This window comes from Perspicuibacillus lycopersici, assembly GCF_025660475.1.
Lineage (GTDB): Bacteria > Bacillota > Bacilli > Bacillales > Caldibacillaceae > Perspicuibacillus > Perspicuibacillus lycopersici.
Genome location: NZ_JAOUSF010000003.1, coordinates 147,276 through 163,241, shown reverse-complemented (window position 1 = coordinate 163,241; position 15,966 = coordinate 147,276). Strand labels below are relative to the sequence as shown.

Below are 15,966 nucleotides of genomic sequence, written 5' to 3'. Positions count from 1 at the left end.
GGTAATATAAAAATACTTTGAAAATAAAGAGGTGTTCACTTTGTATTTACCATCCTTTGATCTACAAGGAAAAACCGCAATTGTTACAGGAGCCGGCCGTGGAATTGGACGAGCAATTGCCATCGGCTTTGCGGAAGCTGGAGCAGATGTTGCACTATTGGCAAGAACAGAAAAAGATATAAAAGAAACTGCTGTACATATTGAGAAGTTAGGAAGAAAAGCATTTATCTTGCCTACAGATGTAACGGACAGAGTTCAAGTACAAGCTGCAGTAGCGCGAACGCTAGAAGCGGCAGGAAAGATTGATATTTTAGTAAATAATGCGGGTATGAATATTCGATCTAAGGCATTAGACGTGACCGATCAAGAATGGAAAACCATTCTTGATACGAATTTAACCTCAGCATTTATGATGTCACAGGAAGTCGGAAAGATTATGAAGGAGCAGAGAACGGGAAAAATTATTACAATTTCATCCGTAGCAGGAACAGTTGCCTTACGTACTGGGGTTGTATATGCAGCGACGAAAGCAGCGCTTATTCAAATGACGAAAACATTAGCGTTTGAATGGGGAAAGAATAATGTACAAGTTAACGCAATTGGTCCTTGGTATTTTAAAACCCCTTTAACTGAAAAGTTATTGGCTGATGAAAGCTATTTACATGATATTTTATCGGTAACACCGCTAAATCGAATTGGAGAGCTACCAGATATAGTTGGTCCAGCAGTCTTTTTAGCATCGAATGCAAGTAATTACGTGACAGGGCAAACATTATTTGTAGATGGTGGGATGACGATTAACGGTTTTTGACAAACTGAAATGGTACTTTTATAAATAAAAAAGAGGTTGTCTTACAAGGAACGTTATAATCGCGAATCATTGGGAAAATTGGTTATCCAATATCGCAAGATTCGTGAAGGTACATTTCTTTGTAAAGATAGCCTCCCTATGTATTTTATTCATTTTCTAACATAATAATAATATTTAAGTTCCCAATATTTTCAAACATAATTGGTAGTTTATATGCTTTTTCAAATCCAAAAATTTTCGTTTGACCGACAAATACAGTTGGAGGTGTTATGTCAATTTGGACTCCTGTTGCCCAGATTTCGGTACAAAGATTTCCAACCACCATATTTCCTAGCTCTCCTGCGAAGGATTCTAGCATTACCCCTTGAATCGGCATGCCAAACATGGATTCACCTAATCCACTAAAGCTTGTTTCATTTCCCGCTATTAAAATGCGGCCTTTAATATCGCCAATTAAGCCTATTAATACACCAATGGAATCTTGCATAAAGGGTTCTTTAAATGGTATTGGCTCTGAGATACTTTTTGAAAATGGAAATACCTTATTTACTGAAGAGATAGTTCCAGTTAATACGTTCGTAATTTTATCTCCTAAACTAGTAGTCATTCTATACCCCCGTAATGTTCTTCTTTCGACAAAATTTGATATTTTTCTCATTACTTTCCCAATTGTAACAGAAATACAAGAGTTTTACAGGTATTTTTTGTGAAAATTATAATCGTAGAAAATTTAGTGAATAATAGTAATACTATCTATAGTAAATATAAGGGGAATACATTATGCCTAAAATAGTTTCCATTGGGACAGAACAGCCACCACATATCATTACGCAAAGCGAAGCGGCACAATTATCAAAAGAATTATTTTTTCACCGCTTTAAAGATATCGAACGTTTACTTAAAATTTTTGATAATGGTCAAATCGAAAAACGCTATTTTGTAAATAGTATTGATTGGTTTCGTCAGGAGCACAGCTTTTCGGAAAAAAATCAGCAATATGTACAATGGGCAATTAAATTAGGAAAAGAAGCGATAAACAATTGCTTAACAAATAAAAGCATGTTGCAGCAGAGGGTCGATTATGAAGAAATTGAGGCCATTATTTTTATTAGTACCACCGGTATAGCTACACCAAGTATCGAGGCAAGAATAATGAATGAATTACCATTTTCACCTCATACGAAAAGAATCCCAATTTGGGGCTTAGGATGTGCTGGTGGCGGTGCAGGGTTAGCAAGGGCCTTTGAATATTGTATCGCTTTTCCAAAGGCAAAGGTGCTAGTTTTATCTATCGAATTATGTAGCTTAAGTTTTCAAAAAGAGGATTTATCGAAAAGTAATTTCATTGGTACTTCCCTGTTTGGAGATGGAGTTGCATGTGCACTGGTGGAGGGAGATGAGGCATCCCCTTCGGCAAAAGCTGGAAAAGCCTATCCGGCAATTTTGGATACTATGACAACCCTTTTACCGAAATCATTAGATGTAATGGGTTGGGATGTAGGGGATGATGGGTTATATGTCGTTTTTTCGAAAGATATCCCTACACTAGTAGAAAGCTGGTTAAAGCCTACGGTACTGGAATTTATGCAAAGGAATCAAATGGCATTAACTAGAATTAAACAGTTTGTTGCCCATCCTGGCGGGAAAAAAGTAATCGATGCATATGAAAAAGCACTAGGAATAAATCAGGAGTTAACAGTGAACGCAAGAGAGGTACTAAAAAACTTTGGGAATATGTCTTCTGCCACCATTTTCTATGTATTAAGAGCCTGTATGGAGCAAAATCCAGCATCCGGAGATATTGGGTTGGCATGTGCGCTAGGCCCAGGCTTTTCATCAGAGCTATTACTATTACAATGGGGTGTAAATGAACAGGAGGATGTTAAAAAATGACATTGTTTTATATACTGCTTATTTTTCTAATTTGTCAACGGATCATTGAACTTATTATTGCGAAACAGAATGAAATTTGGTTAAGAAAGCAGGGAGCTATCGAGTTTGGAAGAGACCATTATTATTTAATCGTCATGATGCATATTTTGTTTTTTGTTGCTTATTTCGGGGAGGTAACAAATTTAGGTGGCGTAATATCGCCATATTGGTATGTATTATTCCCAGTCTTTTTATTATTGCAAATTGGCAGAGTATGGGTGATTACAAGCTTAGGGAAATATTGGAATACACGGATTTTTATTTTACCAAACGGTACTCCGCAAACAAAAGGACCATACCGTTTTATTAAACATCCAAATTATCTTATTGTTGCCGTAGAGTTTGTCATCATTCCATTATTGTTTCAAGCAACCACTACTGCGATTCTGTTTACTGTTTATAATGCCGTACTTATGATGATTCGTATCCAAACAGAAGAAAAAGCACTTCATTCATGGGAGGAGTATAATCGCGTATTTGCCGACTACCCTCGTTTTTTTCGCAAATAAGAAATTTCTTATCCTCTTTCATGAGTAAAATGAATGGTTGGTTTACTGAAAATTTTGTATTACACTAATACAGTAGTGGGAAATTTACAAATAACCATTTACAATAGTTAAAAACGAACAAAGTGAAACTAAAGGGGTAGGCAAATGGGAGCAACTTTCATGTCATTAGTAAAGCAAAACGGGAAAATACTAAAGCAGCTTCACGATTTTCATCAGTTATTTTTGGAAAATGGGGATCATATCCGTGCAGAAAAAGTGATGGATTTAATACGAAAAGTGGTAAAACAGGAAAAAATGCTTGCTTTTTGTGGCCATTTTTCTGCAGGGAAATCAAGTATGATTAATCAACTTATTGGGATGGAGGTACTTCCAAGTAGCCCGATTCCTACGAGCGCTAATATTGTAAAAATAAAATCTAGTGAAAACCATTTCGCTAAAGTATATTTCCATGATGGAACAATATACAAGTATGAGGCTCCATTTCAATTAGAGGATATTAAAAGATATTGTAAAGATGGAGAAATAATTTCCAATATCGAATTAGAACTCCCGATAATAGATTTTCCGCAAGGTGCAATTATTTTAGATACACCGGGCATTGATTCAACAGATGACGCGCATCGGATAGCAACGGAATCAGCCTTACATTTGGCAGATGCTTGCATATATGTCATGGACTACAATCACGTCCAAGCGGAGCATAATTTTTTATTTGCAAAAGAAATGATTGCATACAATATGCCACTATATTTAGTTATTAATATGATTGATAAACATCAAGAAAATGAAATACCAATGGAAAAATATCAACAATCCGTAATCGAATCCTTTGCATTATGGGGAGTTCATCCAGAACACATATTTTATACAAGCTTAAAGGATAGAGAGCATCCACATAATCAATTGACCGATTTAAAAACTACATTGAAGCGTTTATTTGCTGAAACGGACGAAGGAAATATCGATGGTTCCATTCAATTATTGATTGATGAGCATTTGCAGTTTCTTGCTCAGGAACAAGAGGAAAAACGAACAGAAATCGAGGAAAAACTTCATGGATTATCATCTGATGAGCGCCAGGAATTACAGGAAAAGTACATGCGTTTGCAAAACGAAAAACAGTATTTCGAATCACTTGTAGAAAATGCTAGAGCGTATTTAACAACAGAGGTAGCTAATATTCTTCGCAATGCCTATTTAATGCCAGCGGATACCCGTGAATTGGCAAAGGGATTTTTAGAATCCAATCAAAAGGACTTTAAAGTAGGCTTCTTTATGGCGAAGAAAAAAACAGAGGAAATAAAACAAGAACGTCTGCAGCTATTACTTGATAAATTACAAGAAAGCACCGATACACAAATTACTTGGCACATAAAAGAATTATTCATGAAATTAATAAAAAAGTATCAAATACAGGACCAAGCACTTGAAGGAAAGCTTCAGCACATTTTTATTGAGGTTACACCAAATCAACTTTATTCCACTATTAAGCAGGGGGCACTTGTTACAGGAGAATCTGTTTTAAATTATTCGAATGATTTAGCAGAAGTAATTAAGAAGAATGCTAGAAAAGTAGTGGATGAACATTTTATATTGGTAATTGATTGGTTGGAAACATTCGTTCATGATAAAATAACTAAACTTCAAATGCAACAAGCAGAAATGAATGAATATTTAGAATTGATAGAGCAATTAAACATGCTAGAGAATGACGTACAAGAAGCTTCCAAGAAGATGCAGGCTATCTTTTACACTACGGAGGAAGTGATGGATGATTCGATTTATCATCGTATCCAATCGATGCTTGAATTTACGGAAGGGGAAGAAATCCTCGTAAAGGCAATGCAGGAAGAGCAAAAAGAACAGCCTACGAAAAAGGTAGAGAAACTAGCGGATACTCTTGAAATAAATGTATTGGAACAAGAGAATAATCTGCATGAGAAGACAGTTAAGAAATTGGAAAAGGCAGCAGAAATTGTTCGTACGATTCCAACATTAAAAAATCTTGCACAAGGATTAATAGAAAAGGCAAATCGTCTGAAAAATCAACAGTTTACCGTTGCATTATTCGGAGCATTTAGTGCAGGTAAATCTTCGTTTGCCAATGCACTAATTGGAGAGAAGATTCTACCTGTATCACCGAATCCAACAACTGCAGCCATCAATCGAATACTTCCTGCAACATCGATACACCCGAATGAAACAGGGATTGTTAAACTAAAAAATATGGATCAATTATTAGCGGATGTTAATGAAGCATTTGAAAATTTCCAATGCAAGGCAAATGATCTAGCTGATGCAGTAAAACTTGTATTAAAAATAAAAGAAAATAGAAAAGAGCATCGAGAGAAGGAGCATGCCCACCAAACATTTTTAGAAGCGTTTGTGAAAGGATATGAACAATTTCACGATAAACTAGGTAAGCTTATTTCCATCGATAAACAAACATTTCAGCAGTTCGTAGCAGAAGAAGATAAATCGTGTTTTGTAGAATGGATTGATTTTTATATAGAGTCGCCATTAATGACAAAGGGTATTACACTTGTGGATACTCCCGGAGCAGATTCGATTAATGCAAGACATACCGATGTTGCCTTTGAGTTTATTAAAAATGCGGATGCGATAATTTTTGTCACATACTATAACCATGCTTTTTCTAAGGCAGATCGGGAGTTTTTGATTCAATTAGGTCGAGTAAAGGATCAGTTTAGCTTAGATAAAATGTTCTTTATTGTTAATGCAACCGATTTAGCAAATTCGGAAGCAGATAAAGAAGAGGTTCTCTCCTATGTTGAAAATCAATTGACACAATACGGCATTAGGAACCCACAGCTTTATCCGGTATCTAGCTTGAATGGATTACAAGAAAAGCGAACAAAAGAGGATCTTCAATCGGGATTTCCTAAATTTGAACAATCCTTCTATCACTTTGTGAGCAACGATTTACGGGCAATTGCAAGAAAAGATGGTGAATTAGAATATACCCGGATTCTCGAACGGGTGGAAGCATTACTTGCGACAGCCAATGCAGATTCGTCAGAAAGAGAAAAGACAAAAGAACGGCTATTCCAAGAACAGAAACAGCTATCGCAATTGCTAAAAACTAGCTCGGATGCATTATTATTAGATAAGTTAAATCAGGAAATCCAAGAATTAATTTATTATATTAAGCAACGTGTCTCTTACCGTTTTCCGGCTTTTTTTAAAGAATGCTTTAATCCTTCAATTATTAAAGGAAGTAATAGTGAAGCAAAGGCTGCTCTTTATGATGCCTGCAAAGAGTTTGTTACCACTGTAGGCTTTGACTTAACCCAAGAAATGCGGGCGACGTCCTTTCGAATCGAGAATTTTATAAGCAACTTATTGCAACAATGGAGCGAAAATATCGTTGCAAAAATGAAATCAGTTAATCATCGTTTAACGTTTTCTAATATAGAAGTAAGTGGATTTTCTCCGCTTATATTTGAAAATACGTTAAAACATTTGCCAACGGATTATTTTAAAAAAGCATTGGCAACCTTTAAAAATCCGAAAGCATTTTTCGAAAAAAATGAAAAACGAATGATGCAAGAACAGATGGAGCAAGATATTGCCGAACCGATTGGGATTTATTTACAGGACGAATCTGCTAGAATACTAGCAAATTATGAAAAAGATCTAAAACGTCTCTTACAGCAAATACAAATAGCTTTCCTGACGGATTTGGAAACACAATATGCAGGATGGCAAACAGTTCTTGAGCAGGGGATAGATGTGGAAGCATTGCAACAAAAATATGAAATACTTTTTGCATTACATGAGTCAAAGTAGGAAAGAGGGAATATTATGCAAACGCTATTAGAGGCTACAGACGTGTGGAAAATTTTACATGGAGAAAAACAAGTCCGTTTTGTCGATTGTCGTTTTTCACTTGCTGATCCAATGTGGGGCAGTCGTCAGTATCAGGAGAAGCACATAGAAAATGCAGTATATTTTGATTTAGAAAAGGATCTATCCGGACCTGTTGGTAAGCATGGTGGAAGACATCCACTTCCAGATGTTCACAAATTCCAAAAGAAGCTAGCCGCTAATGGGATAAGCAATCAAACAATTATTATAGCGTATGATCAAGGGGCTTCTCCCTTTGCGGCAAGATTTTGGTGGTTGATGAAATATATCGGTCATCAGGAGGTCTATGTAATTAATGGTGGATTTTCTAGCTGTATTGCAGCTAATTTTCCTGTTACTAATGTGGTACCAAGCTTTCCTACTGCCAATTATGTGCTCCATTTACAATCGGATTTAATAGCAGATGTAGAATATGTTAAGCAAATGATTGCAAGTGAAAAGGAAGCAATCATTATCGATTCTAGAGAAAGAAGTCGCTATTTAGGAGAAACAGAACCGATTGATAAAAAAGCAGGTCACATACCTGGAGCAATTAATAAGGTGTGGACAGACGGAGTAAAGAATGGCTCCTTTTTAGCAGATGAGCTTCAAGTCAATAGATTTCAAGAAATTTCCAAAGAAAAGGAAATAATTGTTTACTGTGGGTCAGGTGTTACTGCAGCTCCAAATGTGTTATTATTAAAAAATATCGGCTATGAAAATGTTAAGCTGTATGTTGGAAGCTTTAGTGATTGGATTTCGTATGAAGAAAATCCAATTGCCATTGGAGATAACAATTAATTTATGCACATTTTGTAACAATAAATATATTAATTGGGGTGTAATCATTGACGGCAAATCAACCAAAATTATTACTTGTAGATGGTATGGCACTGCTATTTCGAGCATTTTATGCAACAAGTGCAACTGGCCAATTTATGTATAATGATCAAGGTATCCCGACAAATGCTGTAAACGGATTTTTAAAGCATATGTTTACAGCAGTTAACCATTTTCGGCCAACACATTTAGCAGTATGCTGGGATATGGGGAGTAAAACATTTCGTAATGAATTATATGATGACTATAAAGGGAATCGTACGGCTGCACCAGATGAAATGATCCCGCAATTTGATTTAGCGAAAGAAGCGGCTGCTGCTTTTTCAATTCCAAATATCGGTGTAGTTGGTTTTGAGGCGGATGATTGTCTCGGCACGATTGCAACGAAATGTAAAACAGAGGCTGATGTCCTCATATTGACCGGTGACCAAGATATTCTTCAAGTAATCGATGATGGGATATCCGTTGCTTTATTGAAAAAGGGATTCGGAAACTACCAAGTATTTTCAAAAGCAATTTTTATGGAGGAAAAAGGCTATCAACCTCGCCAGCTTATTGATGTCAAAGGATTAACAGGAGATACTAGTGACCATTATCCTGGTGTACGTGGTATCGGTCCGAAAACAGCTGAGAAGCTTATCCAACAATTTGGATCAGTAGAAAATATATTAGAATCTCTACATCTATTAACACCATCACAAAGGAAAAAAATTGAGGAGGATCGAGATTCCTTAATTTTATCGAAAACATTAGCGGAAATTAAGCTAGATGTACCACTTCAATTTTCTTTGGAGCATGCAAAGCTCAATCTTTTTGAAAATGATCGTAATGAGCAGCTTCTGAAAATTAATATTAAAGGTATGTCAAGAATTTTGACAATGATTGAAAGCTTAGAAGAAGAGCATGTCGGATAGTAATAGCTAATGGAAACAGTGGAGGCGTAATTGCTTCCACTGTTTTTTTGTTTACTATTTTGTATTCTTCTTTTTTGCGGCATTTTCAAGCTTACTTTTTGGCTGTTCTGTTAAAGTACCATCTTGACCGTATCCTTGTGGATTTACGCCAGGAGCCTTTGTTCCTCTAGTACCACCCTTTGTCATCCGACCATCACCTCCACCATTTAGTGTGGACGGTTTTTTTGAAAATAATTATCCTTTCCATTTTTTTATTGAAAAGTACTTTTCCTTACCTTCAAGTTAAAGGCTAGTAGCTGTTTTTAGCCTCGTGTAGAGGAAAATGAAAAAAATGTCGAAAAATAAATTTTCTAATAGTCAAATCCTAAATTTCAATGATATGATTAAATGGTCTATAGGGAAAAAGGGTGGATCAAGATGAAAAAAATCGAACAATCAGTAGGAGAATATATTCAATATTTACAAGGAAAGGGCTTTCCATTTGAAGAGGATGCCATAGGTTTTATTTATTTTGGAATGCAATATACTAATTCTCCAGATTGCCTAGCTATAGCTGCAATTGAAATTACATTAAAAGCACAGAAGAGATTTGATGGTAGCTTTTACATTTCATTATTAGAAGCGTTGAAAAAAGAAAATGTGACCAATCGCGAAGAGGCATTTCGTTTTGTTGAAGATACACTACAGCTGTCGCTATAATAATAGCTACCAGCATTCTGTTTTTGTCTATAAAAAAGACACCACAAGTACAAATGTTGAATTCTTTGCAGTGTCTCTTGTTTAACAGCACCATTATTCCGTAATGGTAGCTGTTTTTTGTTTTCTTTTTATAGAAGGAAGCTCTGCTAAAATCATTCCGCTAAAAATTAGAAGCGAGCCTATGAATCCTTTCATTGATAATGATTCTTGTAGCACGATATATGCCGTCACTGCAGCAAATACAGGCTCCATCGCAAAAATTAATGCCGTATGAACAGCACTTGTAAATCGTTGGAAATATGTTTGGGCGAAAAATGCAAGAGCAGTTGCAAATATACTAGTAATAAGCAATGCAATGAGTACTTCCCCTTGTAATACGACGGACGAATGGAAAACTATTTCCCAGTCTTCCAATAGAAACGCACTAATCCCCGAAAAAAGCGTAACAAAGCTAATTTGTAGTACCGTAAGCAATAATGTTGGATAATGATTAGAAAATTTTCCGGTAAAGACAATATGTAAAGCAAAACCAAGTGCACATATGAGAACGAATAAATCTCCTATGTTTAATGAACTATTACCAGAGAGTGTTAACATATATAATCCCGCTGTTGCCAGGACTACTCCAAGTACAGCTTGTATCTTTGGCTTAATTTGAAAGATAAGAAAAGTGAATAATGGAACAAGTACTACACTTAATCCTGTTATAAATCCTGCCTTAGATGAAGTTGTATAAACAAGTCCTAAAGTTTGAAAGGCGTATCCGATAAACAGCCAAAGCCCTAAAATAAACCCGGCGAAAAATACCTTTTTATTAAATTGTTTTAATTCCTCCCGATGAAATAGTAGTAGCCAGCTTGCTAAAAAACATGTAGCAAACAAAAAACGAATACAATTAAAAGTGTGTGGGGGTAAAAAGGATATCGCATTTTGTACAATTACAAATGTTGCTCCCCAAATAAATGCAACAAGTAGTAAAATAATATCTGCTAGTTTTGTTTTGTTCAAAAAAATTCCCTCCGAAAAATGCTTAGTTGCTCACTAATTATTATGAATTGCTTGTCTAGCAAGAATATCTGCATGTTTGTTTTCTTTACTTGGAATCCATTTAATAAAAAATAAATCTAATGACCGAATAATGTCTTGGGCACTATCTAAATAAGCTTTAAATTCTTGATTTTTGACAAATCCCTTTTCAATGGAATCACATACGATTTGCGAATCACTTCGAAAGGATACGACGGAAAACCCGTTATCTTTGCAGATTTCGAGTGCTTTTACAAGAGTTGCAAATTCTGCTAAATGATTGTTCATAATTCCTAATGGTATGGAGTATTCCAGATTTTTCCCTTCTCCTTTCACGAAAATTCCTCCACCACTAAGCCCTGGATTTCCTTGACTTGCGGCATCAATATAAACTTCAATCACCTACATAACCTCGCAATCAATGGTAACGTATGAAACATTTAAGATAACATTTCTAATATATGTATTATAGGATAAAATGAATAATATTGTTAATTATATAGTTAGGATGTTATCGGATTGTATAGAAGACTTTACATGCGCATTTAAAAAGGGTAAACAAATAGATAAAGGGTGAACATAGGTTTGAAATTTCGAATAATATGGGAATATCATTATAAAAATAAATTATCAACATCCTTCACTTCGGATTGGATTCGTGAGGATGCAATCCTTGCAATTCTTGAGGATATTGAAAATACCGGACGTGCTAAGTCAATTTTAACTGAAGATGAAACAGGAAATACATGGACAAAAAAAGAAGTGAAGAAATTATTAGCGAAAATAGAGGAGGAACCAGATGAGTTGGTTCTTTATTTTGATGGGAGCTTTCAAAAGGAAACACAAAAAGCAGGACTCGGCATTGTATTATATTATCGTCTCGGAAAAGAAAAAATTAGGCATCGTATAAATGCTCGAATAGAGCAGATGGAATCCAATAATGAAGCAGAATATGCTGCTCTGTTTTATGGTTTAGAACAAATAGAGGCTTTAAAGATTCGCGGGAAAAAAATAATGATTAAAGGGGATAGCCAAGGCTTATTAATGCAGCTAAAAGGAGAATGGCCATGCTATGAAGAATATTTAACCCGTTGGCTGGATCGAATTGAGGCGAAAATAAGCCAATTAAATTTATTGCCAGTATTTGAACCTATTAGCAGAAATGAAAATAAAGAAGCAGATAAGCTAGCGAGTCAAGCAATTCAAGAAATAATAATTGAAAGCAAACAAGCAATGGATTCTTCTGATACGTGAGGGGATAGGATAGTGAATAATAGAAAGGAATTAATGGAGAACATTGAAAATTTATTGGACACATACTGTAACGGCTGCTTTCTTTTTCAACATAATAAAAATGAAAATGGGCGACGTTATGCACACCAATTTTGTATAAAAAAATGTACGGTAGGGGATCAACTGAAAAAAATTGGTCAAAAATTGTCTTAAATCAAAGGAACGCAAAAATAATAGAAAAATATAAACAGGCTGGTAATATACCAGCCTGTTGATTATTAATATAAATTACATATATTGTTAAATATTATAGTTTTACTACGTTAGCAGCTTGTGGCCCACGGTTTCCTTCAACAATTTCAAAAGAAACTTCTTGGCCTTCTTCTAATGATTTGTAACCTTCACCTTGAATAGCTGTGAAGTGTACGAATACATCATCTCCACCTTCAACTTCGATAAATCCATAGCCTTTTTCATTGTTAAACCATTTTACTTTACCGTTTTGCATCTTTTTTCCTCCTAAATTCACCCGACACAATTCGTGTCCATCGAAAATTTATCAAACCATAAACTAATTATTCTATTAATATACATTATTTAGTTTAATGATTTATTTTCACTATACAATAACGCTTTCAGCTAGTCAAGAATATGTAGCATAAATTCAAAAAACTTTTCTATCGGTTATATTTATGTGAAATCAGCTACATAATCATCATAGAGAAATGGTTTAGAATTAAAGAAATCCGGGAATAAAATAAAGTTGTTTTATGAAGTCAAACGGTAATGAAAGCGGTACTTGTTCGTGAAAAGGAACTATAGTAAAATTAAATGTATAGTGATTTGTATTTTGGAGGATTTATAATGCCAACACCAAGTATGGAAGATTATATTGAACAAATATATCAATTAATTGAAAATAAAGGCTATGCAAGGGTATCTGATATTGCAGAAGCATTGTCTGTACACCCTTCATCTGTAACAAAAATGGTACAAAAGCTAGATAAAAACGAATATTTAATATACGAAAAATATCGTGGATTAATATTAACTCCTAAAGGGAAGAAAGTCGGTAAGCGATTAGTATATCGTCATGATTTACTGGAGCAATTTTTAGAAATGATTGGTGTTGATAATGAAAATATTTATCAAGATGTCGAGGGAATAGAGCATCATTTAAGCTGGAATGCCATTGATCGAATCGGAGATTTTGTTCAGTATTTTGAGGAAAACCCTGAGAGGCTAGAAGAAATTAAAAAATATTCATTAAATCAGGAAGAATAGGCCGAAAAACCGGTCCCATTCTTCCTGATTTTAGCTTACGTGTTTAAAAAATTGGCGGATAATTAATAAAACTATTATCATTGCTTACGGTTTGAATAATTGGTAAATCTTCCTCATTTCGTTCAATTATTTGTACCCCTGTAATGTTCCCATCATATATTTCCTGCAATGCTTTCCGATAGGAAATGACCCTTCCAGAAGAAGTTTTAAAACTAATAATCTCTCCATTTGTATTACGATCAACCGCAACTAATTTTTCCAAGTTTCTTTCCTCCTTTCTGTGTAGCGTAATCCGTTAATTAGCATGTATTGCATTGCTACGAGACCAATGATATAAATGCTTTCTGCTGTTAGTTTTTCCATGTTGTTCAAAATTCATAACGGAGCACTCATGTTTTCATCATGGACAGAGTTCTATCTATTCCTTGAACGAATTTCTAATGGTAAAATATAGATATTCTAGAGAAACGAGGGATGACATTGCAGAACGATTCTAAACATTATTTATCAGACATTGAAATTGCCCAACAAGCAAAATTACAGCCGATTGTTAAAATTGCAGAGAAAATAGGGCTTTCTGCAAACGATTTAGAATTGTACGGTAAGTACAAAGCAAAGATTTCTTTAGAGATGATTGATACATTACATAAAAGACCGAATGGAAAATTGATTTTAGTTACTTCCATCAATCCGACTCCAGCTGGTGAAGGAAAATCCACGGTTACAGTAGGATTAGGGGATGCGCTAAATCGTCTTGGGAAAAATGTTATGCTAGCGTTAAGGGAGCCATCATTAGGTCCTACTATGGGAATTAAAGGCGGAGCATGTGGCGGAGGGTATGCCCAAGTTGTTCCAATGGAGGATATTAATCTTCATTTTACAGGAGATTTACATGCGATTACTACTGCTAATAATGCATTAGCTTCCTTTATTGATAACCATATTCAACAAGGAAATTTATTACAGATTGACTCTCGGAAAATTATCTGGAAACGCGCACTAGATATAAATGATCGAGCACTGCGAAATATTGTCATTGGACTTGGTGGTAAATCAAATGGAATTCCGAGAGAAGAGCATTTTGATATAACCGCTGCTTCCGAAATGATGGCGATTTTTTGCCTTGCAGAAAATTTGACAGATTTAAAGGAACGGATAGCGAATATTGTAGTAGCCTATAATATGGAAAATAAACCAGTAACCGTCAAAGATTTAGGGGTTGAGGGTGCACTAACATTATTATTAAAGGATGCAATTAAACCAAATATTGTTCAAACATTAGAGTATACGCCAGCGCTAATCCATGGGGGACCTTTTGCAAACATTGCCCATGGATGTAATAGTCTATTAGCAACGAAAACGGCATTAAAATTAGCAGACTATGTTGTGACCGAAGCAGGATTTGGTGCAGATCTTGGGGCAGAGAAGTTTCTCGATATTAAATGTCAAAAGGGAGACATCTCTCCAAATGCAGTAGTAATAGTAGCAACTATTCGCGCATTAAAATTACATGGCGGCGTGTCATTAAACGAGTTGAACTTTGAAAGTATTGAAGGCTTGAAGGCAGGCTATGCAAATTTGGTGAAGCATGTGGAAACTATTAAAGCATTTGGATTACCTTATGTTGTTGCATTAAACCGATTTTCTGGAGACACAGGGCAAGAGATTGAAACATTTGCTGCGCTCTGTCAAGAGCAAAACATACCTTTTTCATTAACAGAGGTTTGGGAAAAAGGTGGTGCAGGAGGAATAGAATTAGCGGAGAAGCTCGTATCTATTATCGAAAATCCACAAATTGAAAATAACTTCCATCCATTATATGCTAGTGAACAAAGTATCGAGGAAAAGCTTTTGGCAGTTGTACAAAAAGTGTACGGTGGAAAAAATGTAGAATTATCGGCTTTAGCTCGTAAACAAATAGCAGATATAGAAAAAAATGAATGGAGTCATTTTCCAGTTTGTATCGCGAAAACACAATATTCCTTATCTGATGATCCAAAGAAATTAGGAAGACCAGAGAATTTTACAATAACTATCCGGGAATTAAAGCCATCCGTTGGCGCCGGCTTTATTGTAGCATACGCTGGTGAAATGTTGACGATGCCGGGATTACCTAAAAAACCAGCCGCATTGAACATGGATATCGATGATTCAGGTAAAATAAAAGGATTGTTTTAACCATACAGTTACTCGGGCGACAAATTGATGTCACAAAACATTAAAACAATGAGAGAATGAAAAAAACGTAAGCCTTATTTGGCATAAAAAGGAATGATAGTTGTGTTTGATCCAACGGCATATGAAAATATTAAAGTTGTTCTCGAAGGAATTGTTTATGAAAATGATCTACAAGGAGAAATTCTTGTCATTGAACGTAATGATCTAGTGAATTTAGCAGATCTTTCTCGTTCCTTTAATATTACCTTTACTCATAAAGATGATATTCAACATAAAGTTCAAGTGAAAATCGGGCTGCTTTCCACCTTTAAGCAAATTGCTTCAGAGTGGATGACAATTCACGAACAGCCTGGTGCAGGGTTTTCGATTACTTTTGTTATTAATGAAGCTTTAAATGAAGTGTTAGTTAAACGGATGAATAAATATATGAAACAGAGGACAATCGGTTTGTTTGATGTACAATGGAAAAAAGTAATCTACAGTGATCAAACAATAAATTATGAATTTCTGTTGCAGAAAAATACTATATTGACGGAAAATATAATGGATGAAATTCCTAGCATTATCACGCTGGCAATCGATATATTAGTTTCCATTGATGATATGATTTAATAATGTTCTTAGACTGAATGCATGGGAAATAGTCCGTCTCCTTGCATGTGGAGAGCTATTC

Annotated in this window: 18 protein-coding genes; 12 read left to right on the top strand and 6 right to left on the bottom strand. The window is 35.2% G+C overall.

Translation table 11 applies throughout. The features are described from left to right. Nucleotides 1–40: 40 nt before the first annotated feature. Nucleotides 41–811, top strand: coding sequence for an SDR family NAD(P)-dependent oxidoreductase (locus OEV98_RS08810; RefSeq protein ID WP_263072900.1), 771 nt, complete (start codon nt 41–43; stop codon nt 809–811). 145 nt (nt 812–956) lie between these two features. Here the strand turns inward: OEV98_RS08810 and OEV98_RS08805 are convergent, their stop codons facing one another. Next, a complete protein-coding gene (locus OEV98_RS08805; RefSeq protein ID WP_263072899.1) occupies nt 957–1,418 on the bottom strand; it encodes a chemotaxis protein CheX in 462 nt (153 codons plus the stop codon). A gap of 173 nt (nt 1,419–1,591) precedes the next feature. Between OEV98_RS08805 and OEV98_RS08800 the strand changes: the two genes are divergently transcribed. The 5 genes from OEV98_RS08800 to OEV98_RS08780 all read left to right on the top strand — a co-directional run bounded on the left by OEV98_RS08800 (nt 1,592) and on the right by OEV98_RS08780 (nt 8,873). Next, a complete protein-coding gene (locus OEV98_RS08800; RefSeq protein ID WP_263072898.1) occupies nt 1,592–2,704 on the top strand; it encodes a type III polyketide synthase in 1,113 nt (370 codons plus the stop codon). Further along, entirely contained in the window at nt 2,701–3,252 is a 552-nt protein-coding gene (locus OEV98_RS08795) for an isoprenylcysteine carboxyl methyltransferase family protein (protein ID WP_263072897.1), read from the top strand. Before OEV98_RS08800 ends, OEV98_RS08795 begins: the two co-directional genes overlap by 4 nt. A 159-nt stretch (nt 3,253–3,411) precedes the next feature. Beyond that, complete coding sequence (locus OEV98_RS08790) at nt 3,412–7,062, top strand: dynamin family protein (protein ID WP_263072896.1); 3,651 nt, start codon at nt 3,412–3,414, stop codon at nt 7,060–7,062. 15 nt (nt 7,063–7,077) lie between these two features. Next, complete coding sequence (locus OEV98_RS08785) at nt 7,078–7,920, top strand: sulfurtransferase (RefSeq protein ID WP_263072895.1); 843 nt, start codon at nt 7,078–7,080, stop codon at nt 7,918–7,920. A 47-nt stretch (nt 7,921–7,967) separates the two neighbouring features. Then, complete coding sequence (locus tag OEV98_RS08780; protein ID WP_263072893.1) at nt 7,968–8,873, top strand: 5'-3' exonuclease; 906 nt, start codon at nt 7,968–7,970, stop codon at nt 8,871–8,873. A 54-nt stretch (nt 8,874–8,927) separates the two neighbouring features. On the opposite strand, the gene sspL is transcribed toward OEV98_RS08780, so the two are convergent. Next, on the bottom strand, nt 8,928–9,059 hold the full coding sequence (gene sspL / locus OEV98_RS08775; protein ID WP_263072892.1) for a small, acid-soluble spore protein L: 132 nt from the start codon (nt 9,057–9,059) through the stop codon (nt 8,928–8,930). 231 nt (nt 9,060–9,290) lie between these two features. Here sspL and OEV98_RS08770 point away from each other — a divergent pair, with 231 nt between their 5' ends. After that, nucleotides 9,291–9,572, top strand: a complete 282-nt coding sequence (locus OEV98_RS08770; protein ID WP_263072891.1) for a DUF6123 family protein — start codon at nt 9,291–9,293, stop codon at nt 9,570–9,572. 93 nt (nt 9,573–9,665) lie between these two features. Here OEV98_RS08770 and OEV98_RS08765 read toward each other — a convergent pair whose 3' ends face one another. Both OEV98_RS08765 and OEV98_RS08760 read right to left on the bottom strand, forming a co-directional pair. Next, complete coding sequence (locus OEV98_RS08765) at nt 9,666–10,580, bottom strand: DMT family transporter (RefSeq protein WP_263072890.1); 915 nt, start codon at nt 10,578–10,580, stop codon at nt 9,666–9,668. A 33-nt stretch (nt 10,581–10,613) separates the two neighbouring features. Then, entirely contained in the window at nt 10,614–11,000 is a 387-nt protein-coding gene (locus OEV98_RS08760; RefSeq protein WP_263072889.1) for a reverse transcriptase-like protein, read from the bottom strand. Between the two features lie 183 nt (nt 11,001–11,183). On the opposite strand from OEV98_RS08760, the gene OEV98_RS08755 reads away from it, so the two are divergent. Both OEV98_RS08755 and OEV98_RS08750 read left to right on the top strand, forming a co-directional pair. Then, entirely contained in the window at nt 11,184–11,852 is a 669-nt protein-coding gene (locus OEV98_RS08755) for a reverse transcriptase-like protein (RefSeq protein WP_263072888.1), read from the top strand. Between the two features lie 12 nt (nt 11,853–11,864). Continuing rightward, a complete protein-coding gene (locus OEV98_RS08750; protein ID WP_263072887.1) occupies nt 11,865–12,044 on the top strand; it encodes a zinc-finger domain-containing protein in 180 nt (59 codons plus the stop codon). A 94-nt stretch (nt 12,045–12,138) separates the two neighbouring features. Here OEV98_RS08750 and cspD read toward each other — a convergent pair whose 3' ends face one another. Next, the gene (gene cspD, locus OEV98_RS08745) at nt 12,139–12,339 is read right to left on the bottom strand and encodes a cold-shock protein CspD (RefSeq protein WP_263072886.1); all 201 of its coding nucleotides are present in this window, start codon (nt 12,337–12,339) and stop codon (nt 12,139–12,141) included. 356 nt (nt 12,340–12,695) lie between these two features. On the opposite strand from cspD, the gene mntR reads away from it, so the two are divergent. Beyond that, nucleotides 12,696–13,115, top strand: coding sequence for a transcriptional regulator MntR (mntR, locus tag OEV98_RS08740; RefSeq protein ID WP_263072885.1), 420 nt, complete (start codon nt 12,696–12,698; stop codon nt 13,113–13,115). Nucleotides 13,116–13,158: 43 nt separating this feature from the next. On the opposite strand, the gene OEV98_RS08735 is transcribed toward mntR, so the two are convergent. Beyond that, on the bottom strand, nt 13,159–13,377 hold the full coding sequence (locus tag OEV98_RS08735) for a DUF3892 domain-containing protein (protein WP_263072884.1): 219 nt from the start codon (nt 13,375–13,377) through the stop codon (nt 13,159–13,161). A gap of 212 nt (nt 13,378–13,589) precedes the next feature. Here OEV98_RS08735 and OEV98_RS08730 point away from each other — a divergent pair, with 212 nt between their 5' ends. Both OEV98_RS08730 and OEV98_RS08725 read left to right on the top strand, forming a co-directional pair. Beyond that, the gene (locus tag OEV98_RS08730) at nt 13,590–15,293 is read left to right on the top strand and encodes a formate--tetrahydrofolate ligase (protein WP_263072883.1); all 1,704 of its coding nucleotides are present in this window, start codon (nt 13,590–13,592) and stop codon (nt 15,291–15,293) included. A 102-nt stretch (nt 15,294–15,395) separates the two neighbouring features. Beyond that, nucleotides 15,396–15,905 (top strand): hypothetical protein, encoded by a 510-nt coding sequence (locus tag OEV98_RS08725; RefSeq protein WP_263072882.1) that lies wholly within the window; start codon nt 15,396–15,398, stop codon nt 15,903–15,905. Nucleotides 15,906–15,966: the final 61 nt, after the last annotated feature.